Here is a 21,111-nt window from a genome sequence, read left to right on the forward strand (position 1 = left end):
CTTTCAATTTGCCAATTTGAAAATTCATTCAATTGGCTAATTATCAAATTTTCAAATCACAGTGAAAAGCTTTCGCCACAACCACAGGTACGTTGCGCATTGGGGTTGTTAAAGACGAAGCCCTTACCATTGAGACCCCCGGAGTATTCCAAGGTTGTACCCACTAAATATAGGAAACTCTTTTTGTCCACAATGATACGGACATCGTTATCCTCAAAAACCTTGTCCGTTTCATCCATTTTGTTGTCAAAATTGAGCTCGTAGGACAGTCCACTGCAGCCACCACTCTTCACACCCACCCTAACAAAATCCTTAGAAGCGTCAAAACCCTCTTCTTCCATGAGGGTAATCACCTTCTTTTTTGCCGTTTCCGATACCTGTATCATATCTTAAAATGGATTAATTATAAATAGTCTACAAATATACTTCATTGCCACCTATTTACAATAGGACATAACATTATTATAACGTATAAAACCATAGGAATTCTCTATGTGTTCAGGGCCCTGGATTACCGAAGTTTGATAAGGACCAAATCCGATTTTCCCTTGTTGGATATTCCGGGCAAATCCGCACTGATGGTCTCCCCTACCAACACAATGCTCCCGTCTGCACTTTCTACCAGATCGAACCCAAAATCGATATTGGATCCTCCAAAGGATTTTTGCCAAACCAAATTACCGGACCCATCGGTCTTAATTAACCAAATATCATTCTCCCCTGCGTTTACCGTCGCGTCCTGATCGGTGCTTTTGGAGTTGCCCAATACATAATAACCTCCATCCGTACTGGCAATTACGGCCTGTGCCGCATCAAAACCGCTGCCGCCATACGTCCGTTCCCAAACCAGTTTTCCGGAAGCATCGACCTTGACCAACCAAATATCTGATTCGCCTTTATTCTCTCCAATGTCGCCATCGGTACTAAAGGTATTCCCGGCAACTACATAGCCACCATCCAAGGTATTGGCAATGTCATAGGAAATTTCTATACCCGTTCCCCCAAAAGAGCGTTCCCAAACAAAATTCCCCAAAGCGTCCACCTTCACCAGCCAAAAATCATAACTCCCCCGGGTACTGCTGATGTCAAAATCGTCACTTTCAGAAAAACCGGCCATTACAAATCCACCATCCTCCGAAGGCACAACCGCGTGGGACCTATCATTGTTGGTGCCCCCAAAGTATCCCCGCCATTGCAACGAGCCTTTATCATCAATTTTGGTGCCCCAGAACTCGCCCACACCATGACGGGTAAGGGTATTGAACTTTTCGGTATTTCCATCCGCCCGGGCGGAAGTGATATCCAAAAAACCGGTAAAAAAGAAGCCTCCATCGGCGGTTTGTAGAATATCGTAGGAATGGTCATGCCCCGAAAATCCGAAACTTTTTTCCCATTCAACTTCACCCGAAGCATTGAGCTTCAAAATCCAATTATCATGAAAACCCTTGTTTACGGAACCGTCCCCGTCATCGCTCATGGCGTATCCGGTGAGGGCAAAGCCTCCATCAAAAGTCTGGACCAAGCTTTGGCCCCGGTCATCCTTGGAACCGCCATAGGTCTTGTTCCATTGCAGGTTTCCATTGGCATCCAACTTCAAAAGCCAATAATCGTTTACCTCCAATTCCTTGTCCAAAATACCGCCATCCACGCTATTGGTAAAGCCCAAAATGGCATAACCACCATCGGAAGTCTGTATGATGGCCTGACCGGTATCCTCGCCACTTCCGCCAAAATTTTTAATGTATTCCACTTTCCCCTCAAAATTGCTTTCAGATACGGACAACGGTTCGTTGCCCAGATCCGTGGAACAGGAAAAAATCAAAAGGGCACCTATGTACCAAAGGTATCTGGACATAGACTACTCGGATTTTTTGATAACGAAAAAGCCATTACTGATATCGCTTACCACAATTTTACCGCTTTCAAAGTAGGGGTATACACTCCAAACCCCGTCAAATTTAGTTTCATCGTCCAGAGGATAAGTGTCAAAGAAACCCACCTCTGAAATATTTCTGGCATCCACATCTGAAATATCCAAAACCCGCACCCCGGCCGTGTAGTTGGCCAAAAAGAATTCATCCCCCATCACATAACCGTTATGGTCAATGGCACTTGTTGGTCCCAGATATGTATCATGCAACACGGGATTGTCCAGGTCCGACATGTCAAAAATCAAGGTGCGGGATCTAAAACCCGAATTGATCTCATCCAGCTCATCGCCCAAAATAAAATAACGCTGGTCTTCCGTAAACCAGCCCTGGTGGGTATAGCCGATATTCGGATAGGGCAGCGTTGCAATTTCCACGGGATTCCCCTTGTCCGTAATGTCCACCAGCACGATCTGTGTCTCGTTGGCACCTACAAATAGCTCGGTCCCAAAGTAGTCGGTATCCGGACCATTATAGGTAACCACTTGGGCATCATGGGTATAGCCATTCGTCCCCCAGCCACCGGCAGCCAAGGGCTCTGTTGGGTTGGCAAGATCCAGAAAGTGGACACCTCCGTTAAAGGCATCGTTTCTATCCGTACCCACGGGGTAGGCAAATCCTGAATTTTCATTGATGACGATATTATGGGCGTTGCCAATACCAGTGTACCGGCCATCGGCTTCAAACTCCTTGGGAATTCCTTCCGTATCCCGCAATTTGGTAAGGTCAAAAACCTGTACGCCGTGCCCCGATGCTTCCGCCACAATGTAGGCGAAATGCCCCATGACTTTGATATCCCTCCAAGGACTTGCAATGGTAGCTGTGGGCAACTTGCCCAAATAAACCAGGTTTTCGGTATCGGTAATATCGATAAAAGCGGTTCCATTGTCCAGACCCATCAAGGCGTATTCCTTACCTGTGGAAGCATCCGACCAGCCCCAAATATCGTTGGCTTCCTGAGCGTTAAAATCGGCCACGGCCATGTGACCCAACAAATCGTACCCCTTGCAAGGATACTCCCCGGCCAATCCGTTTTCGCAAGGTGTTAAAGAGGTTACCACAGGCTGCTGGATGTTTCCTTGTCCGTCCGCGGGCCCGTCGTCCTCCTTGGAACAGGCGGTCAAAACCGTAATCGCAATGATCAATAGTGCAAACCTCATAGGTATAAAATTATCCCATTCGTAAATATACGATATAAAATATCCTGTTTACTTTTGCAAAATGCTAGAAGACAAGAACAAAGAAAGAACCTCCTTGGAGAAATTGGGCGAGTTTGGCCTGATCGATCACCTGACCCAACATTTTACAATAAAACATCCTTCAACGATCAAAGGCGTTGGTGACGATGCAGCGGTACTCGATTTTAAGGATAAAAAAGTGGTGCTTTCTACGGATTTGCTAGTGGAAGGCGTTCACTTTGACCTTAGCTACATGCCCTTGAAACATTTGGGATATAAATCGGTCATGGTAAACTTGTCCGATATCTATGCCATGAACGCCAAAGCCACCCAGATTACGGTTTCCCTAGCGGTCTCCAACAGATTTCCCTTGGAAGCCTTGGAAGAATTGTACGCTGGCATCCAATTGGCCTGTGAGACCTATGGCGTGGATATGATCGGCGGCGATACCACTTCGTCCAAAACCGGCATGTTGATCAGCGTGACGGCCCTTGGCGAAGCATCTGAAGAAAGCATAGCCTACCGCTCCGGGGCCAAGGAAAACGACCTATTGGTGGTTACCGGCGATCTGGGCGGTGCCTACATGGGACTGCAAGTTTTGGAACGCGAGAAGGAAGTCTTTAAGGTAAACCCCAACAACCAGCCAGATTTGGAGCCGTATTCCTATATCGTGGAGCGCCAACTAAAACCAGAGGCCCGAAAGGATATCGTGGAACTATTGGCCAAATTGGAGGTAAGACCTACCTCCATGATCGATATTAGCGATGGGCTTTCCTCGGAAATATTGCATTTATGTAAAAATAGTGACGTAGGATGTGCCCTCTACGAAAATAAAATTCCACTGGACCCTACGGTCATTTCTACCTGTGAGGAATTTAAGATGGACGGTACCATGATCGCCTTGAGTGGGGGTGAGGACTACGAATTGTTGTTTACCATTGACCAGGCCGATTTTCTAAAAATCAAGGGAAATCCCAACCTAACTGTCATTGGCCATATGACGGACAAATCGCAAGGAGCGAATCTCGTAACCCGTGCGGAAACGTTGATTCCTTTGAAGGCACAGGGTTGGAATTCGTTTCAATCTGAATAAAAAAATCCTGAAAAAAAAGCGCTGTTCTTTACTTAACCGTTGTGGGGCATACGACAGGTAAGATTAAAAATGCGTACTTAATTTCCAGGAATTCTGTGGGGTTTTGAAAACTAAGGTTCCAAAACCGGGTATATTTTCGCTTCAGGATTAGGCTACCTGATGCTCGCTGTGTCTATATTGGTAAATACGTTCCAAGGTTTTATTTATATCCTGCAATTCTGGGGTTAAAATGGATAAGTTACCACTTACGTCCGTGGTGACCTCTTTTTTGCAGTGGATACATTTGTACTCCTTGATATGGGATGTCACTTTTTTGGAAACTGCGTAGTGATGTCCAAAAATGGTGCAGAAAAGTTTTTTCATGCCGTAGGATTTTTAGGTTCACATTTGGTTCGATTTGGGGAATCGTGAAAAAATGCTGGTTTTAAATGTCGTTTTGTTTGTTGCCTTAAGAAAACGTCCTGTTTTCAATAATTATTGTCAAGGTATGACTTTTTAATCGCCTGAACCATAATTTGTTGTGAGCCTGCCCAAAAATGTGGTCAACCTTAAAATTTTATAGGTCTTGTTTTTTGGAAAGGTGATTCCCGTTTTTGGCCTATCTTCCCATCATGATTCCAAAAACATTTCGAACAAAGGCAACTTGGGTCACGGCCTTTGCCCTGTTCTCCCTATTTTTTGGTGCGGGCAACCTTATTTTGCCTCCGCAATTGGGTTTTAAATCTGGGGATTTATGGGGGTTGGTAACACTGGGGTTTTGTGCTTCGGCCGTGCTAATTCCCTTATTGGGAATTTTGGCCCATGCCAGATTGCAGGGCACTATTTTCGACTTTGGCAAAAAGGTATCGCCCGCCTTTAGCCTGGGTTATTCCTTGGTGGTCTATGCGATATCCATCAGCCTACCCTCTCCCAGAACGGCCTCCGTGACCCATGAAATGGCCATTGCCCCGTTCTTTGAGACTCCACCCTTGCTTACCAGCATCCTGTATTTTGCCTTGGTGTTCGTTTTTGTGATGAACCGATCCAAAATATTGGACATCGTGGGAAAATTACTGACCCCAGCTATCCTATTGATCCTCATCGCCATTATTGGCGTTATTACCTTTTCATTTGAATACCAATTCCCGCATACCGCTTTTGGGAACCCTTTCACGAACGGCATCTTAGAAGGCTACCAGACCTTTGATGCTATTGGGGCCGTGGTGGTGGGAGGGGTTATTATCGTATCCACCAATATCAACCAAAAGCAGGCTTCCTATGTGGAAAAAAAAGCCCTAATTGGCAGCGCCGGTTGGCTGGCAGGGCTTGGGTTGTTTTTGATATACACAGGCCTTATCCTTTCAGGGGCCCTAGTAAAGAATGCTTTTGAGGACGATATCTCCCGCACCGGACTTTTATCCGGGATGGCCACCTTGTCCTTAGGTTCCATAGGCAATCTTTTTCTCAGTATCCTTGTGGCCTTGGCATGTTTCACTACGGCCGTGGGCATCGTTACGGGAACCTCGGATTTTATCCGCTCCCGATTTCAAAATTCCCAAAAAGCCTACCTCATAACCGCCATTACCGGGTGCCTGTTGGGAGTCATCATGGGGCAGTTCAACGTTTCCTATATCATTGCAGTGGCCTTACCGGCCTTGATGATCATCTACCCCATTACCATTGTACTCATTTTACTGAACGTCCTCCCCCAAAATTATGCCACCTCAAAGGTCTTTAAAGCCGTAGTTGCTACCACCATCCTATTCAGTATCCCAGATTTTCTTGCCACAATGGGAAGCCCCCTAGTCTCCAAAGGGGGAATACTCGAATGGATACCCCTACGACAGTACAGTTTAGGATGGGTATTGCCGGCATTAGTGGTTTTTATGATCGTAAATGCTATTGGGTTTTGGGAGTGGTCAAAATCAGAAAGATAATAAGTATTTGAGTTCCGTTTATACTAGATTTATAAACCGTTAATAGTCTGTATTAATAAATTGTACACCTTCAAAAGCCTGTGGAAATAATTCTCTATATTTTTGTTATTATATTTTTCCTACTCCTCGTTGGTCTTGCCCATACCTTCGTAAAAGATTTTAAGGAAATTGTATTAGGTTTGGTTAGTATGTGCCAACCTCGACTGTTTAGACCAATTACTTGGGTTACAAGCCCGATTTGGTTTGTTGGTTATGGGTTGGAGAAAGCCTTTGGTTGGAATATAATCGAAAAGTACGATGGTTGCGATGGACTTGAAAAATACCCTTCAACTGGAAATTTGAAATTGGATTTTTCAAATGGGGACAAAATAATTCTTACCCAAGCTTCTAAAAGAAAAGCGGAATCTGTAATAAGGGTTTTTCTGGAATTTTATGATGGAGATTTAAAATTTGAGAATTTCAAAATAAGCGGTATTCAAAACTTGAAAATTGATTGTCCAAATCAAATATCTTTTTTTGATTTCAGTATACTTACCCAACACTTTTGCAACGAAGAAATTAAAAGCTGGGGAATTTTTAAATCTAGTCGGGTGACATATTACTCTTATTCCAATAAAAAGACGTTCCACAATATTGTCGGACAAACAACTGACAGGCAGAAGTTCTCGATTTATACTTTGGACGACTTGAACAAAGACCAATATTTACGATTAAATCAGAATTTAGAAGTATAAACTTTTGACTGGAAACTAATAAATAACGGAGGAAAATATCTAAGCTAAAAACCAGTTCTTTTAATTCCTTTCAGCCACAAGTATAATAGCTATTTGATGTTACCCTTGCATAAAAAGAGCCTTTAGTTCCGTAGCCTCGTTGGGCTTCATTTTGCCCGCCAAGACCAAGCTCAACTGTTTTCTACGCAGTGCGCCTGCATAGCGTTCCTTTTCCAGATCGGTTTCCGGTTGTAAAGGCGGTACTTCGGTTGGTTTTCCGGTTTCGTCCACGGCTACAAAAGTATAAATGGCCTCATTGGCCTTGGTTCTTTTTCCGTTATAACGATCCTCGATCCACACGTCCAAATACACCTCCATGGACGTTGTATAGGCCCGTGAAACGGCCGCTTCCACCGTAACAACGCTCCCCAAGGGCACCGCCAAATTAAAGGCGACATGGTTGACCGAGGCGGTTACCGTAATCCTCCTACTATGCCTGCCAGCGGCAATACTTGCCGCACGGTCCATACGTGCCAACAGTTCCCCGCCAAAAAGGTTCTGGAGGGCATTGGTCTCACTGGGCAGGACCATATCGGTCATGGTTGTTCTCGATTCTGAAGGCGTTTTCGGTGTCATAGACGAAATTTTTCCGCAAAGATACGAGCAACAAAAATTCTAAGGGAAAATAAGCCGGTTATTTTTCGGAAAGCAGCCAGGCATCCTTGGACTCGCTACCCTTGATGCGACGTAATTCGGTCAGGGCCTTCTTGGGATCTGTAAATCGGTCATAGGTAACCACGTGAAGTCCATAGGCATTGGTACCGTAATATGCGGCCTTGTACCCTTTGCTCTGTAGGGAAGCGATTTTTCTGTCGGCATTCGCCTTTACCCGAAAGGCTCCGGCCACAATATGGTGTTTGGCGGCCTCTTCTACCTTTACCGAGGCCGTGGAAACGGCATCCACGCTCACCGTGGGAAGTTCCAAAGGAGCGGTGTTGAAAAAAGTAGCTTCCTGTATCTGTCTTTCAACTTCCTTTTTCGCATCTTCCCTAACTACCTGCTGGGATTGTAATCCGTTGTTGAACACCTGATAGCCCGTAAACCCGACGGAAATGGCCAACAACAAAATTGCGGCATATTTCAAATACGGCCTAAAACGGGTCTTCTCTCTTTTTTCAGGGCTAATGATAAAGGGAATCTTTTCTTCAATGGCTTCTACCTCCTCCTTAAGTACTTCCCGTGTCACGGGAATCGACTTAAACGATGACAATCCAAAGGAAGAAGTAAGGTAATTGACTTCGTAAAAAGGTTGAAACTGAATCCTGTTTTCGGCATTGTTCCACAATAGGCCAATGTTCTTAAGACTCAGTTTTTCCCCGGCGTTCAAAGTACTTTTCCACTGTTTGGTAATCGTTTCTATTTTGGACAGAATATCCTCAAAAGAGGATTTTTCAGCTTCGGCGATGTACGAAACCAGCAGACCGTCGTTCGAAATCAATTGCTCGTTGAAAGATATGGACTTGGCGGGGGCAAAAAAGGTATTGGTAATGTCGTTGATACGCGCGGAGGTACGCTGTGTAAGGAAGGCCCCAAAGTTGGGCACCACCACACAATTGTATCGATATAGTAATTCGCTTATATAGTGCTCTACGACCATCGTTGGCAAATATCAAAAAAAATAGGGCTTCACAAAATTACGGACATAACTTTTTATTAACATTATATTTGTAATCCCTGGTGGATAAAAAATGAGCTTTATACAACATACTGCGGATGAGTTGATTGCAATTTTACGCTTGCAGAACGTACCCAATATTGGCGATGTCATTGCCAAAAGATTGATTGCCCATTGCGGAAGTCCGCAGGAAATTTTCAGGCAGAAACAAAACCAGCTATTAAAGATCGATGGTATTGGCACCTACACGCTAAAACACCTGTACGATGCCGCGAACCATTCCGATGCCGAAAAGGAATACCAATTTATCCTGGATAATGAAATAGAGGTCGCCTATTTTGAAGATACCGAATATCCCAGGCATCTGCGCAATTGTATCGATAGCCCGATACTTCTATTCAAGCAGGGAAATATCGATTTGGAAGGCCGAAAAATCATTAGTGTGGTGGGGACGCGGAACATTACCAGTTACGGTACCGCCTTTTGCGAACAGTTCATTGCCGATTTGATGCCGCTAAATCCCGTAATCGTAAGCGGGTTCGCCTACGGTGTGGACATCTGCATTCAGCGCGAAGCCATTAATCAAGGCTTGCAGACCATAGGCTGTTTGGCACATGGCCTAAACCAGATTTACCCTAAAGTGCACAAGAAATATCAATCCGATGTCCTGCATAATGGCGGGTTCTTTACGGAATTCTGGAGCACCAGCAGTCCGGAACGGGAGAATTTCCTAAAACGCAACAGGATTATCGCCGGGATGAGCGAAGCGACCGTTGTGGTGGAATCTGCCGAAAAAGGAGGAAGTCTGGTCACAGCAGATATCGCGAACAGTTATAACCGCGACGTGTTCGCCCTTCCGGGAAGAAGTACGGATAAATACAGCGTTGGCTGCAACAACCTCATCAAGCAACAAAAGGCCCAGATGTTGACCTCAGCGGCAGATCTGATCTATCTTTTGAACTGGGACCTCCAGGAAACCCATGCCAAAGCCGTTCAAAAGCAATTATTCATTGATCTGGACGAAATAGAACAAAGAATTTATTCCTATTTACAACGGGAGGGAAAACAATTGCTGGACAGCATAGCGTTCGATTGCCAATTGCCCATTTTTAAGACCTCTGCAACCTTACTTTCCATGGAAATGAAAGGGGTCATACGGCCCTTGCCGGGTAAATTGTTCGAGGCGGTGTAGGATTTTTACAGACCACACGGTTTGTCTGCATTGGGACCCAAATTAAAATGGACGGGCTTTACGCCATTCACCGATAAAGAACGGAGCCTTACCGTTCCTTTCCAAAAAATTGAATGCAACATAAAACACAAAACCGACCAGCTGGTCGGTTAACTTAAATTTGATGCTTTTATCCTTTGAAAATTCAGGAGGCCCAATTACAAAAAGTAAGGAACAAATTCCCCTCCGCCCGTGGTGAGCGCTGGTAAAGTATCGAAGGGAGTAAGTGGACCTAATACCCCAACTTTTCCCGTACCCTGGACAAAACGCCGTCTGCCACTTTTTTGGCCTTTTCGGCTCCCAGGGCCAAAGCTTCGTCCACTTCGTCCAAATGGTTCATATAGTACTCAAATTTTTCCCGGGGTTCCTCAAACTTGTTCAGAAGCAGTTCGTACAAGGCCTGTTTGGCATGCCCATATCCATAATTGCCTCCCAGATAGTTCGCGGTCATCTCTTCAATTTGAGACTTGGAAGCCATTAATTTATAGAGGGCGAACACATTGTCCCTAGTTGGGTCCTTGGGATCTTCCATAGGGGTACTATCGGTTTGGATGCCCATTATCTGTTTGCGCAGTTTTTTATCGGGCTGAAACAAATTGATAAGATTCCCCCTGCTTTTACTCATTTTGGCACCATCGGTCCCCGGAACGTACATGGTCTCTTCCTGTACTTTTCCTTCGGGAACCACAAAGGTCTCTCCCAATTGCGCGTGAAATCGGTGCGCTACGTCCCGTGTCATTTCAATATGTTGCAATTGGTCCTTTCCAACCGGGACGATGTGGGCATCATACAGCAGAATATCCGCGGCCATAAGCATGGGATAGGTGAATAAACCGGCATTTACATCTTCCAGCCTATCGGCCTTGTCCTTAAAGGAATGTGCCAGCGTAAGTCGCTGATAGGGGAAAAAACAACTCAAGTACCACGAAAGTTCCGTTACCTGGGGAACATCGCTCTGTCTATAAAAAACGGTTTTGTTGATATCTAGGCCAAAAGACAACCAGGCAGCGGCTATGGCATAGGTATTTTCACGCAGGACCTCGGCATTCTTAATCTGGGTAAGGGAATGCATATCTGCAATAAACAAAAACGATTCGTTCTTTGGGTCGCTCGCCATTTCTATGGCCGGTATAATGGCCCCAAGGATATTTCCTAAATGGGGCGTGCCGGTACTTTGGATACCTGTTAAAATTCTTGCCATTTGCTAAATTCTATAAGGCGACAAAGGTAAAACAAATAGAAAAAAACAAGGGTAGAATCGCTATTTTTGATACATGGTACTATTCGTGCGCATTGGTCAAACGCTCTACCGGATTTGGTTTTACGTGCTTGTGGCCGTTCCAATATTTTTGTTTTTCCCTTTCTTGCTTTTGTTCGCCTCCAAGGAGGAATGGTACCCAAAATTCTTTTGGATGGCCAGAAACCTTTGGGCGAAACCCATCTTATATGGCATGGGATGCCCTCCAATGGTCACCTATGACCAAAAAATGAAGCTAGGGAAAAGCTACATGCTGGTTGCCAACCATACCAGTATGTTGGATATCATGCTGATGCTTTACGTGAGCAAAAACCCTTTTGTATTCGTAGGAAAAAAGGAATTGGTAAAAATCCCTGTTTTCGGCTTTTTTTACAAAAGAGTCTGCATTATGGTGGATCGCGACAGTACCCAAAGTAGGACGGGCGTCTACAGAAGGGCACAGCGGCGACTTAATCAAGGCCTTAGTATCTGTATTTTTCCGGAAGGCGGTGTGCCAGATGACGAAAGCATCATCCTGGATACCTTTAAGGACGGGGCCTTTAAAATGGCCATTGCCCATAAAATACCTTTGGTACCCATTACCTTTCATGACAATAAAAAGCGTTTTTCCTTCACCTTTTTTAGTGGAGGGCCGGGCTTAGTAAGGGCCAGGGTTCACGAGTTCTTTGAAACAGGTATTTTATCCGAAGAGGACAAGGGTACCTTGCGTGAGGAGGTCAGGAATGTTATTTATCAAGACCTACTTTCCTCAATGTGATATGTTTTCTTTTAAAACTTAAAACTGATGCCACTATACACTCCAATGGTATACGGGTTAAAGGTGCCATCAACATTGGAAAAAGTGTTTAGCTGATACTTGAACACCGGCTCCACGTTCAATTTCAATCGTTGTGAAAATTGATACCCCAAACCAATTCCTAAATTGGCACTGAAGTTAAGGTCGTTGACATTGTTGGCCTCCCCGATCTGGGTGGTAAGATTACCAGAAGTCAAATCTACGTCGTTGTCCACAAGAAACAGGGAACTCACCCCTCCGATCACATGTACACCGAATTTATTATTTACCAACGCATAGCTTACCTCCACGGGAACTTCCAAATAGCCTAATTGTTGTGCCATGACACCGGATCTATTGGCAGACCTAGCAGATACGTCAAAGGATTTGCTATCCACGTTCAAGGTGGCATTACTAGCCGAGACCACTATGTTTTCAGCGGTTTCCGCATAATTGATGTTGACAATACGGTTTTCATTAAAGGCGGCCGATAGGGAAGATGTGAAAAACACATCATTGGTATTATACCCATAATCCACCTTGTGAACCCCGGAACGTACCGATAGTTTTGGACTGATTTCATACGCTACCGATAGCCCATAACTCATATTGACATTACCGGATTTGGAATTTGTACTGAACATGGGACTTACTGGAGATCCCGTTCCAATAGCATCAAAATACACAGGCGCGATACTAGGTCCCGCAGACCATCTATTGCCCGATGTTCTGGACGCGACTTTTTCTTCCTCCTCCATGGCCTGAATTTCTTCATAAAGGGATTTTTTTTCGTCAACACCCTTGGTTTCAGGGTTCTTATTTTTCTCCGCGGAGACTATAGTTTCATTTCTCAAAACTACTTCACCCGTTCCACTAACAGCATCTTCGCTGGTACCATTTTCTTGAGTATCGTTGGATTGCGTAGTATAAACCGAAGCGACTTCCGTATTTTGCCCGTCCTTTTTAGTCAAAGATTGCTCGGCAATACCTGTATTCTTGGTAATCTGCTGGCCATCCTGTTTTGTGGCTTCACTATAGGATCGGCCGGAGTGAATGTTGGATTGGGCGTCCGCAGAATTAACGACTTTATTGGTTGAGATAGTACCATCCGAGTCAGTATCCGTGTCCGCCACGGAAGTTTCATCTATAGTGTTAGAACCATCTTTGGATTCGGCACTTCTATTCATTTCGGTTTCACGCCCATTTTCGTTTTTTGTCTGTATAGGGTCTTTTGATAATTGAGGGGTTTCATCCGTTTGTTCCGTATCTGTTATAATATGGGTGTCCGGTGAAACCTTGCTATTAAAGGGATTAAATAGTAACAATCCAACGATAAGGACTGCCGCCACTCCGGCCAGTTGCCACCACAAGGGCAATATCCTCTTTTTCCTTTTTTTGTCCAAAGACGCTTCTATGGCAGACCAGACCTTTTCATCAGGTGTTTCCTCAAACCCCTTGAATCTTTCCTGGAACAATTCGTCTAAATGCTTCTTACTCATTTTCAAAACTCATATTTCTACGGATTCCCTATGGAATCAAAAACAATTACCTATAATAATCACCAACCCAATAATGGATTGTGACAGTTTACTTTCTATCTTTTCCTTCAACAACATTCTGGCGCGGGCCAAATTGGACTTGGAGGTGCCCACTGTGGTTCCCAACATCTGACTGATTTCCTTATGGCTATAACCGTCCAGCACATACAAGTTGAAGGTTGTCCTATATTTATTGGGCAGTTCCTGTATATACCCCAATAAAGATGGAAGTCCTATATCCGCATAATTGGGCTCTACGGTTACCTCGTCCGGAATATTCTCATTGACTACGCTTAAATACTCCTGCTGTCTGTATTTCTGTAATACCGTATTTATTGTAATTCGCTTTATCCAACCTTCAAAAGACCCTTTGGATTCGTACTGCCCAATTTTATCATAAATTGTCATAAAACTATCATGCAGGTTGTCCTCTGCTTCCGTTTTATTGCGGGAATACTTCAAACAGATACCAAAGAGTACTCCAGCGTATTGCCTGTACAACAGCTCTTGGGCCTTGCGTTCGCCTTTCTTACATCTATGTACCAGTTCTTCCTGCGACAAATTAGTTGGTTGTATTTTTACTCTAAATCCGAGATTTATTGGCACCTAAGGGTACTCCGAAAATGTTCTTTTAGTTGACGGGTACCTCTACCTCCAAAAACTCAGGTTCGCCATCACTATTCTCCCCCTGATAGAACCTAAAAGTATAGGGTTGGTCATATTTAACTATAAAGTTAAAGGATGCCTCCTCTTGGATAACCGCTTGGGTACAAGATACCAAATCTGTCATTGCAACACCTATGGCAACTACATTTCTTACGGTCGTATCTTCCCTGGTCACATCAAAACCTTCATATTGCGTACAACCATCTGGCAATAAATAGGTTACCTTTATCTGATAGGTTTCGTTCAAATTGAAGGATTCCGGTAATTCCGCACTTTCTATGCGCAATGCCTTAAAATTAAAGTTGGGTTCATCATCTTCTAGGGAACAACTTCCCAACACCAAAGCGAAAAACGCAACCACTAGGGTATATTTTTTAATCATCGTTACAATTTCTTTTATAAGAAAGATGAAAATACCCCCTAAAGGTTGCGTAGTATCCCCCACTAATTAATGAGGGATTTGATTTAATAAGATAATGGGACAAAAGGATTGAACTTGTTGGTTCTGGCAATATTTTTGAAATCCTACAGTAAATCGAGAAACTCTTTTCGGATCTAAAACCCCATAGATACCTTACAACCGAGTTTAGTTGTTGACCGCGTTGAGGGCTTCACGAATTTTGCCGTCCAATTCATCCAGTAATTCAGGATTGTCCATTAAAAGTGTTTTGACTGCATCCCTACCCTGCCCTAGTTTGGTATCGCCGTAACTGAACCAGGAACCACTTTTCTTAATGATTTCGTACTCCACGCCAAGGTCAATGATTTCTCCTACCTTGGAGATTCCCTCGCCGTACATGATGTCGAACTCGGTGGTCCTGAATGGAGGCGCAACCTTGTTCTTGACCACTTTTACCCGGGTCTTGTTACCTTGAATGTTTCCGTCCGTATCTTTTATCTGTGTAGAACGTCTAATGTCCAATCGGACCGAAGCATAGAATTTTAGGGCATTACCCCCTGTTGTTGTTTCAGGGTTACCGAACATCACCCCAATTTTCTCCCGCAGCTGGTTGATGAAAATCACCGTACAATGGGTCTTGCTTATGGAACTTGTTAATTTACGTAATGCCTGTGACATCAATCTGGCATGCAATCCCATTTTTGAATCGCCCATTTCGCCTTCAATCTCGCTCTTGGGCGTCAAAGCTGCCACGGAATCCACGATTACAATATCAATCGCTCCGGAACGAATCAAATTATCGGCGATTTCCAAGGCCTGCTCACCGTTATCCGGTTGGGATATGATGAGATTATCGATATCCACACCCAACTTTTTGGCATAAAAACGGTCGAACGCGTGTTCCGCATCAATAAAGGCCGCAATTCCACCCTTTTTCTGTGCCTCGGCAATGGCATGTAATGTCAAGGTAGTCTTTCCAGAAGATTCAGGCCCGTATATCTCAATAACCCTTCCGCGTGGATAACCTCCAACACCCAAGGCAATGTCAAGTCCCAGGGATCCTGACGGAATTACCTCTACATCTTCAACAACACTGTCGCCCATCTTCATTACGGCGCCTTTTCCATAGGTCTTATCCAGTTTATCAAGGGTCAGTTTCAGGGCTTTTAATTTGGCTTCTTTTTCGGAACTCATTGTGTGTTTTTTAGGAACGCTAAATTAGTGTTTCTTTTCTTAAAAAAGAATATTCGGTTTTTGAACGCAACCATTTGCAACTTTTCTTATCTACTTAAAAAGCAAACCGGCAAAACATGTTTTGTTGGTGGGTTTTAGTGTCACTGGTTTTGATGGCCATTTCTTGATAGAAACTAACTCAAACAATGCTGTGAAGAAGAAAAGCAGGGATGGCCGAACGAAGAGCCTCGAATTATTCGGGGCTTTTTTTATGCGGAATAGGTAACCGACCTTCCTACGGGATTTTATATCTTTGCCCTTCAAAATTTGTTAACTTAACTATTCGTATAGCATGCAACTGTACAATACCTTAAGTGCAAAGGAAAGGGCGGCCCTCATTGAAGAGGCCGGTCAGGATCGCCTGACCATTTCTTTCTATAAATATGCACACATTGGCAATCCTGTCATTTTTAGAAATCATTTGTTCATTCATTGGAACGAAATGGATGTCTTGGGCCGAATTTACGTAGCCCATGAAGGCATCAACGCCCAATTGTCCGTTCCCGCAGGGAACTTTGGGCGATTCAAGGATTTTTTGGATAGTATTACCTTTTTGGAAAATGTGCGATTGAACATCGCCATAGAACAGGACAATATGTCCTTTTTAAAATTAAAGGTCAAGGTACGGCATAAAATCCTGGCCGATGGCCTTAACGATGCCACCTTCGATGTAACCAACAAAGGGGTTCACGTGAATGCGGAGAAATTCAATGAGCTCATAGAAGACCCGGATACCGTCTTGGTAGATATGAGAAATCATTATGAAAGCGAAATCGGTCATTTTAAGAATGCCATCACGCCAGATGTGGATACGTTTAGGGATTCCTTGGATATCATTGAAAAGGACCTTCAGGACCACAAAGAAGATAAGAAATTGGTCATGTACTGTACCGGAGGCATCCGTTGCGAAAAGGCCAGTGCCTATTACAAACACAAAGGTTTCAAACAGGTCTACCAACTGGAAGGGGGTATAATCGAATATGCCAGACAAGTAGAACAACTGAAACTGGAGAACAAATTTTTGGGCAAAAACTTTGTGTTCGACCATAGAAGGGGCGAACGCATCAGCGATGATATCATTTCCCAATGCCATCAATGTGGGGAACCCTGCGATGACCATGTAAACTGTGCCAATGAGGCCTGTCACCTTCTGTTCATTCAATGTAAAAAATGTGCGGAAAAAATGAACGATTGTTGTTCGGACCATTGTAAGGAGATACATGCATTGCCTTACGAAGAACAAAAGGCCCTGAGAAAAGGGAAAGTGGTAAGCAACAAAATCTTTAAAAAAGGGCGCTCAGAGGTTCTCAAGTTTAAAAAGCAATCTGTTTAGGTCTACTGAAAATCCACATATCAACATTAGGGTAAATTAAGTGCTCTTTTTTTCGCATAGATTTTCATTATCTTTACAAGAAGATTTTTTATGAACCTAGTTTGGCAAATCTTTTGGGATTGGGCCAAATCAATATATAAAATATGGGTTGTAGTAGTTGTTCTACCGGCAAGGATGGACAACCAAAGGGATGCAAGAATAACGGTACTTGCGGTACAGATGGTTGCAATAAATTAACTGTTTTTGATTGGCTTTCAAACATGTCGCTTCCCAACGGAGAGCGTCCATTTGAGTATGTGGAGGTACGATTTAAAAACAGTAGAAAGGAATTCTTTAGAAATACGGAAAACCTATCCTTATCCATTGGGGATGTGGTTGCCACTCAGGCACAGTCGGGTCATGACGTTGGCATGGTGACCCTCACGGGCGAACTGGTCCGTGTACAAATGAAACGTAAAAAAATAGACCCTTCCAAAGAGGAAATTCCCAAAGTATACAGAAAGGCCACGCAAAAGGACATCGATATCTGGCAGAAGTGCCGTAACCGGGAAGAGGAAATAAAAAAACGGTCCAGGGAAATCGCAATTATCCTAAATCTGCAGATGAAGATTTCAGATGTGGAATTTCAAGGTGATGGATCTAAAGCGACTTTTTATTATACCGCGGAGGACCGGGTTGATTTCCGTCAATTGATCAAGGATATGGCCAAGGCCTTTGGTATCCGTATCGAAATGCGGCAAATAGGCTATAGGCAAGAAGCCCAACGTTTGGGCGGTATCGGGTCTTGCGGAAGAGAGTTGTGCTGTTCCACCTGGTTAACGGATTTCAGGTCCGTAAGCACCTCTGCCGCACGTTATCAACAACTCTCGTTAAATCCCCAAAAATTGGCGGGACAATGCGGTAAACTGAAATGCTGCCTTAATTATGAGCTGGACGTTTACCTGGATGCCTTAAAGGACTTTCCACCACAGGACACCAAACTGTTTACGGAAAAGGGATTGGCCTTCTGTCAAAAAACGGATATTTTCAAGGAACTGCTTTGGTTTTCATACAAGGATGAACCGGCCAATTGGCATGTCCTCTCCAAGGACCAGGTGAACGAGATCATCGAAAAAAACAAGAAAAAAGAAAAAGTTCCAAGCCTTGAAATTTATGCAGCGGACAATATTGTTGAGGATAAGGTAGTTTTTGAAAATGTAGTGGGTCAAGATAGCCTTACCCGTTTTGATAGGCCGAAGAAAAATTCAAAAGGCAACAGAAACAGGAACAGAAAAAAGAACACGAATAAAAATAGAAAACGAAATAGGAGCAAAAAAAATGCGTAACTGTCTTTTTTTAGTGTTTGCCATAATCCTTCTCCATTCCTGTAATACCAATGTGGTCGCAACCGAGTATAAAAGTCTCAATGGGGCCGTTTGGAACAAAGACGATGTTTTGGAGTTCACGTTTTCTGAATTGGATACCCTAAAGCAATATGATATCTTCATCAATATTCGTAACGACGATACATTTCCCTATAGCAATCTTTTTTTAATTACGGCATTGAATACCCCGGAAGGCGAGGTGCTACAGGATACCCTCGAATACACTATGGCAATGCCGGACGGTACTTGGCTCGGCAAAGGTTCCGGGAGTTTGAAGGAGAACAAATTATGGTATAAGGAAAACATCGTTTTTGCCAATTCTGGCGTATATACTTTAGAAGTTTCGCACGCGATGCGAAAAAACGGAAATGTTCAAGGGGTGATTTCCCTGGAAGGCATTACAGACGTAGGTTTTGAAATAACAAAAAGTAATCCCTAAGCTCATGGCAAAAGCGACAGAAAAGAAAGGCAACTCCGGTTTTTCAAAATATATCAAATGGTTCTGGATACTATTTGCTTCGGGTGTGGCATTTGTCGCACTTATTTTTCTTTCCGCCGCATGGGGTTTTTTTGGTGAACTACCGCCTTACGAATATTTGGAAAACCCGCAAACCAATCTAGCATCCCAGATAATTTCTTCAGATGGCGAGTTGTTGGGGAAATTTTATTTGGACGATAACCGTACCGATGTAAAATATAAGGATTTGCCGGAGAATTTGGTCAACGCCTTGGTCGCCACGGAGGATGCCAGGTTTCAGGACCATTCCGGAATCGATTTTAGGGGAACGGTACGTGCCTTCTTCTTTTTGGGAACCAAAGGTGGGGCAAGTACCATTAGTCAACAATTGGCGCGGCAGCTTTTTGTGGGGGTCCGCTCCAGAAGTAAACTGGACGCAATCAAACAAAAAATAAAGGAATGGGTATTGGCCACACGCTTGGAGCGAAGCTATACCAAGGAGGAAATCATAAGCATGTACTTTAACATTTATGATTTTGGAAACAATGCGGATGGTATTCGTTCCGCAGCACGTATCTATTTTGGAAAGGAGCCCAAGGATTTGAAAATAGAGGAATCTGCCATGTTGGTTGGTATGTTCAAAAATTCTTCGCTTTTCAATCCACTTCGAAGAGAGGAAATGGTCAAAACCCGAAGAAACGTTGTGCTGGCCCAGATGGCCAAATACGATTATATCACCGAGCAGGAAAAGGATTCCTTGCAGGCCCTAAAAATGGACATCAACTACAATCCGGAGAACCATAGGGAAGGTTTGGCCACTTATTTTAGGATGTACTTGCAACGTTTTATGAAGGATTGGATCGACGAAAATCCCAAACCCGCCTTGGCCGGTGAACGTGATAAATGGAACATCTATCTGGATGGATTGAAAATATACACCACGATCGATTCCAAGATGCAGGCCAACGCGGAAGAGGCGGTATACGCCCATATGGCAAACCTACAGGCCGAGTTTTTCAATCAAAACACCAAGGAACGAAATGCAACTACACCTTTCTCCGATATCACCCCGGAAGAAACGGAAGCAATCATGGAGCGTGCCATGAAAAACTCCGATCGTTGGAGAGAGATGAAGGCAGCGGGCAAATCAGAAGAGGAAATCAAGAGTTCCTTCACCAAAAAAACCGAAATGACCGTATTCGATTGGAAGAGCGATACCCGCGAAAAGGATACCGTCATGACCCCTTTGGATTCCATCAGGTACTACAAAACCTTTTTAAGGGCGGCGATGATGTCCATGGAGCCTCAAACAGGCCATGTAAAGGCTTGGGTTGGGGGTATTAATTACAAGCATTTTCAATACGATAACGTAATACAAGGGGCCCGGCAGGTAGGTTCTACGTTCAAGCCATTTGTATATGCCGCCGCCATAGATCAACTCCGACTTTCGCCCTGTGAAAAACTACCGGATACACAATATTGCATAGAGGCGGGCAAACATGGAAACATGGAGGCTTGGTGCCCAAGAAATTCCGATTTAAAGTACTCGGGTAAAGAAATGACCTTAAAAAATGCCTTGGCAAATTCGGTAAATACCGTTACGGCACAATTAATTGATAAGGTGGGGCCAAAATCAGTAGTCTCCATTGCAAAAAACCTTGGGATATCTGGGGAAGTACCGGAAGTGCCCTCCATAGCACTAGGAACCCTGGATGCCAATATTTATGATATGGTTGGGGCCTATGGGGCCTTTGCCAACCAAGGGGTCTATGTAAAACCCGTTATGGTAACCAGAATTGAGGATAAAAACGGGACCGTATTGTATGAATATGTTCCAGAGACGAAAGATGTGTTGAGCAAGGAAGTCTCTTATGCCATGATCGATTTGATGAAAGGGGTAACCCAAGGTGGTTCAGGTACGCGTCTGAGACATGCTTATAACAAGAATAATACGGTATATAAAGAGATTATTACCGGATACCCATATGAGCTCACCAATCCCATTGCCGGGAAAACGGGAACCACCCAAAACAATAGCGATGGTTGGTTTATGGGTATGGTGCCTAATTTGGTCACCGGTGTTTGGGTAGGTGGCGAAGAGCGTTCCATCCATTTTAAAAATATACTTTATGGCCAAGGAGCCTCCATGGCATTGCCCATATGGGGATTGTATATGAAAAAGAATTATGCGAACGAGGAATTGGGCGTATCCAAGGAAGACTTTGAAAAGCCGGAAGATATGACCATTGTCACAGATTGTACCCAATTTATTGAAGACCAACAGAAGGATATTGAGCTTGAGGACGACCTTGAAGATTTGGATTTTTAATGAAAGTCAACGATTGTAAAATTT

20 protein-coding genes are annotated in these 21,111 nt (G+C 43.9%); 9 read left to right on the forward strand and 11 right to left on the reverse strand.

The features are described 5' to 3' along the window. Positions 1 to 56: 56 nt before the first annotated feature. The 3 genes from F0361_RS06025 to F0361_RS06035 all read right to left on the reverse strand — a co-directional run bounded on the left by F0361_RS06025 (position 57) and on the right by F0361_RS06035 (position 3,088). Positions 57 to 386 (reverse strand): HesB/IscA family protein, encoded by a 330-nt coding sequence (locus tag F0361_RS06025; protein WP_138256549.1) that lies wholly within the window; start codon positions 384 to 386, stop codon positions 57 to 59. A 125-nt stretch (positions 387 to 511) separates the two neighbouring features. Next, complete coding sequence (locus tag F0361_RS06030; RefSeq protein ID WP_154917637.1) at positions 512 to 1,855, reverse strand: hypothetical protein; 1,344 nt, start codon at positions 1,853 to 1,855, stop codon at positions 512 to 514. Between the two features lie 3 nt (positions 1,856 to 1,858). Further along, entirely contained in the window at positions 1,859 to 3,088 is a 1,230-nt protein-coding gene (locus tag F0361_RS06035) for a choice-of-anchor B family protein (protein WP_154917638.1), read from the reverse strand. Between the two features lie 61 nt (positions 3,089 to 3,149). On the opposite strand from F0361_RS06035, the gene thiL reads away from it, so the two are divergent. After that, complete coding sequence (gene thiL / locus F0361_RS06040) at positions 3,150 to 4,199, forward strand: thiamine-phosphate kinase (protein WP_154917639.1); 1,050 nt, start codon at positions 3,150 to 3,152, stop codon at positions 4,197 to 4,199. A 147-nt stretch (positions 4,200 to 4,346) separates the two neighbouring features. Here thiL and F0361_RS06045 read toward each other — a convergent pair whose 3' ends face one another. After that, positions 4,347 to 4,562 (reverse strand): hypothetical protein, encoded by a 216-nt coding sequence (locus F0361_RS06045; RefSeq protein WP_154917640.1) that lies wholly within the window; start codon positions 4,560 to 4,562, stop codon positions 4,347 to 4,349. A gap of 248 nt (positions 4,563 to 4,810) precedes the next feature. On the opposite strand from F0361_RS06045, the gene brnQ reads away from it, so the two are divergent. Further along, positions 4,811 to 6,115 (forward strand): branched-chain amino acid transport system II carrier protein, encoded by a 1,305-nt coding sequence (gene brnQ / locus F0361_RS06050; protein ID WP_154917641.1) that lies wholly within the window; start codon positions 4,811 to 4,813, stop codon positions 6,113 to 6,115. Positions 6,116 to 6,195: 80 nt separating this feature from the next. Then, positions 6,196 to 6,849 carry a hypothetical protein gene (locus tag F0361_RS06055; RefSeq protein WP_154917642.1) on the forward strand — a complete coding sequence of 218 codons (654 nt, stop codon included), beginning with the start codon at positions 6,196 to 6,198 and terminating at the stop codon, positions 6,847 to 6,849. 99 nt (positions 6,850 to 6,948) lie between these two features. Here F0361_RS06055 and F0361_RS06060 read toward each other — a convergent pair whose 3' ends face one another. After that, entirely contained in the window at positions 6,949 to 7,464 is a 516-nt protein-coding gene (locus F0361_RS06060; protein ID WP_154917643.1) for an acyl-CoA thioesterase, read from the reverse strand. 58 nt (positions 7,465 to 7,522) lie between these two features. After that, positions 7,523 to 8,485 (reverse strand): HU domain-containing protein, encoded by a 963-nt coding sequence (locus F0361_RS06065; protein WP_154917644.1) that lies wholly within the window; start codon positions 8,483 to 8,485, stop codon positions 7,523 to 7,525. Positions 8,486 to 8,576: 91 nt separating this feature from the next. Here F0361_RS06065 and dprA point away from each other — a divergent pair, with 91 nt between their 5' ends. Then, positions 8,577 to 9,695 (forward strand): DNA-processing protein DprA, encoded by a 1,119-nt coding sequence (dprA, locus tag F0361_RS06070; protein WP_154917645.1) that lies wholly within the window; start codon positions 8,577 to 8,579, stop codon positions 9,693 to 9,695. A 271-nt stretch (positions 9,696 to 9,966) separates the two neighbouring features. Here the strand turns inward: dprA and trpS are convergent, their stop codons facing one another. Then, the gene (gene trpS / locus F0361_RS06075; RefSeq protein WP_154917646.1) at positions 9,967 to 10,935 is read right to left on the reverse strand and encodes a tryptophan--tRNA ligase; all 969 of its coding nucleotides are present in this window, start codon (positions 10,933 to 10,935) and stop codon (positions 9,967 to 9,969) included. 73 nt (positions 10,936 to 11,008) lie between these two features. On the opposite strand from trpS, the gene F0361_RS06080 reads away from it, so the two are divergent. Then, positions 11,009 to 11,749 carry a lysophospholipid acyltransferase family protein gene (locus tag F0361_RS06080; protein WP_154917647.1) on the forward strand — a complete coding sequence of 247 codons (741 nt, stop codon included), beginning with the start codon at positions 11,009 to 11,011 and terminating at the stop codon, positions 11,747 to 11,749. A gap of 11 nt (positions 11,750 to 11,760) precedes the next feature. Here the strand turns inward: F0361_RS06080 and F0361_RS06085 are convergent, their stop codons facing one another. The 4 genes from F0361_RS06085 to recA form a co-directional block, all read right to left on the reverse strand. After that, positions 11,761 to 13,266, reverse strand: coding sequence for an outer membrane beta-barrel protein (locus tag F0361_RS06085; RefSeq protein WP_154917648.1), 1,506 nt, complete (start codon positions 13,264 to 13,266; stop codon positions 11,761 to 11,763). A gap of 36 nt (positions 13,267 to 13,302) precedes the next feature. Next, the gene (locus tag F0361_RS06090) at positions 13,303 to 13,866 is read right to left on the reverse strand and encodes an RNA polymerase sigma factor (protein WP_154917649.1); all 564 of its coding nucleotides are present in this window, start codon (positions 13,864 to 13,866) and stop codon (positions 13,303 to 13,305) included. Between the two features lie 70 nt (positions 13,867 to 13,936). Further along, positions 13,937 to 14,353 (reverse strand): hypothetical protein, encoded by a 417-nt coding sequence (locus F0361_RS06095; RefSeq protein WP_138256563.1) that lies wholly within the window; start codon positions 14,351 to 14,353, stop codon positions 13,937 to 13,939. 204 nt (positions 14,354 to 14,557) lie between these two features. Then, the gene (recA, locus tag F0361_RS06100) at positions 14,558 to 15,565 is read right to left on the reverse strand and encodes a recombinase RecA (protein WP_138256564.1); all 1,008 of its coding nucleotides are present in this window, start codon (positions 15,563 to 15,565) and stop codon (positions 14,558 to 14,560) included. A gap of 331 nt (positions 15,566 to 15,896) precedes the next feature. Here recA and trhO point away from each other — a divergent pair, with 331 nt between their 5' ends. The 4 genes from trhO to F0361_RS06120 all read left to right on the forward strand — a co-directional run bounded on the left by trhO (position 15,897) and on the right by F0361_RS06120 (position 21,087). Further along, entirely contained in the window at positions 15,897 to 16,937 is a 1,041-nt protein-coding gene (trhO, locus tag F0361_RS06105; RefSeq protein WP_154917650.1) for an oxygen-dependent tRNA uridine(34) hydroxylase TrhO, read from the forward strand. A gap of 143 nt (positions 16,938 to 17,080) precedes the next feature. Continuing rightward, positions 17,081 to 18,262, forward strand: a complete 1,182-nt coding sequence (locus F0361_RS06110) for a PSP1 domain-containing protein (protein ID WP_154917651.1) — start codon at positions 17,081 to 17,083, stop codon at positions 18,260 to 18,262. After that, entirely contained in the window at positions 18,255 to 18,740 is a 486-nt protein-coding gene (locus F0361_RS06115) for a gliding motility lipoprotein GldH (protein ID WP_154917652.1), read from the forward strand. Before F0361_RS06110 ends, F0361_RS06115 begins: the two co-directional genes overlap by 8 nt. A 4-nt stretch (positions 18,741 to 18,744) precedes the next feature. Further along, positions 18,745 to 21,087, forward strand: coding sequence for a penicillin-binding protein 1A (locus F0361_RS06120; RefSeq protein ID WP_154917653.1), 2,343 nt, complete (start codon positions 18,745 to 18,747; stop codon positions 21,085 to 21,087). Positions 21,088 to 21,111 lie beyond the last annotated feature (24 nt).

This window comes from Maribacter flavus (assembly GCF_008386635.1).
Lineage (GTDB): Bacteria > Bacteroidota > Bacteroidia > Flavobacteriales > Flavobacteriaceae > Maribacter > Maribacter flavus.

Excerpts from the sequence above, each read along its gene's own strand:
- F0361_RS06025 (WP_138256549.1), bottom strand. The coding sequence starts at position 386 with ATGATACAGGTATCGGAAACGGCAAAAAAGAAGGTGATTACCCTCATG.
- F0361_RS06030 (WP_154917637.1), bottom strand. The coding sequence starts at position 1,855 with ATGTCCAGATACCTTTGGTACATAGGTGCCCTTTTGATTTTTTCCTGT.
- F0361_RS06035 (WP_154917638.1), bottom strand. The coding sequence starts at position 3,088 with ATGAGGTTTGCACTATTGATCATTGCGATTACGGTTTTGACCGCCTGT.
- thiL (WP_154917639.1), top strand. The coding sequence starts at position 3,150 with ATGCTAGAAGACAAGAACAAAGAAAGAACCTCCTTGGAGAAATTGGGC.
- F0361_RS06045 (WP_154917640.1), bottom strand. The coding sequence starts at position 4,562 with ATGAAAAAACTTTTCTGCACCATTTTTGGACATCACTACGCAGTTTCC.
- brnQ (WP_154917641.1), top strand. The coding sequence starts at position 4,811 with ATGATTCCAAAAACATTTCGAACAAAGGCAACTTGGGTCACGGCCTTT.
- F0361_RS06060 (WP_154917643.1), bottom strand. The coding sequence starts at position 7,464 with ATGACACCGAAAACGCCTTCAGAATCGAGAACAACCATGACCGATATG.
- F0361_RS06065 (WP_154917644.1), bottom strand. The coding sequence starts at position 8,485 with ATGGTCGTAGAGCACTATATAAGCGAATTACTATATCGATACAATTGT.
- dprA (WP_154917645.1), top strand. The coding sequence starts at position 8,577 with ATGAGCTTTATACAACATACTGCGGATGAGTTGATTGCAATTTTACGC.
- trpS (WP_154917646.1), bottom strand. The coding sequence starts at position 10,935 with ATGGCAAGAATTTTAACAGGTATCCAAAGTACCGGCACGCCCCATTTA.
- F0361_RS06080 (WP_154917647.1), top strand. The coding sequence starts at position 11,009 with ATGGTACTATTCGTGCGCATTGGTCAAACGCTCTACCGGATTTGGTTT.
- F0361_RS06085 (WP_154917648.1), bottom strand. The coding sequence starts at position 13,266 with ATGAGTAAGAAGCATTTAGACGAATTGTTCCAGGAAAGATTCAAGGGG.
- F0361_RS06095 (WP_138256563.1), bottom strand. The coding sequence starts at position 14,353 with ATGATTAAAAAATATACCCTAGTGGTTGCGTTTTTCGCTTTGGTGTTG.
- recA (WP_138256564.1), bottom strand. The coding sequence starts at position 15,565 with ATGAGTTCCGAAAAAGAAGCCAAATTAAAAGCCCTGAAACTGACCCTT.
- trhO (WP_154917650.1), top strand. The coding sequence starts at position 15,897 with ATGCAACTGTACAATACCTTAAGTGCAAAGGAAAGGGCGGCCCTCATT.
- F0361_RS06110 (WP_154917651.1), top strand. The coding sequence starts at position 17,081 with ATGGGTTGTAGTAGTTGTTCTACCGGCAAGGATGGACAACCAAAGGGA.
- F0361_RS06115 (WP_154917652.1), top strand. The coding sequence starts at position 18,255 with ATGCGTAACTGTCTTTTTTTAGTGTTTGCCATAATCCTTCTCCATTCC.
- F0361_RS06120 (WP_154917653.1), top strand. The coding sequence starts at position 18,745 with ATGGCAAAAGCGACAGAAAAGAAAGGCAACTCCGGTTTTTCAAAATAT.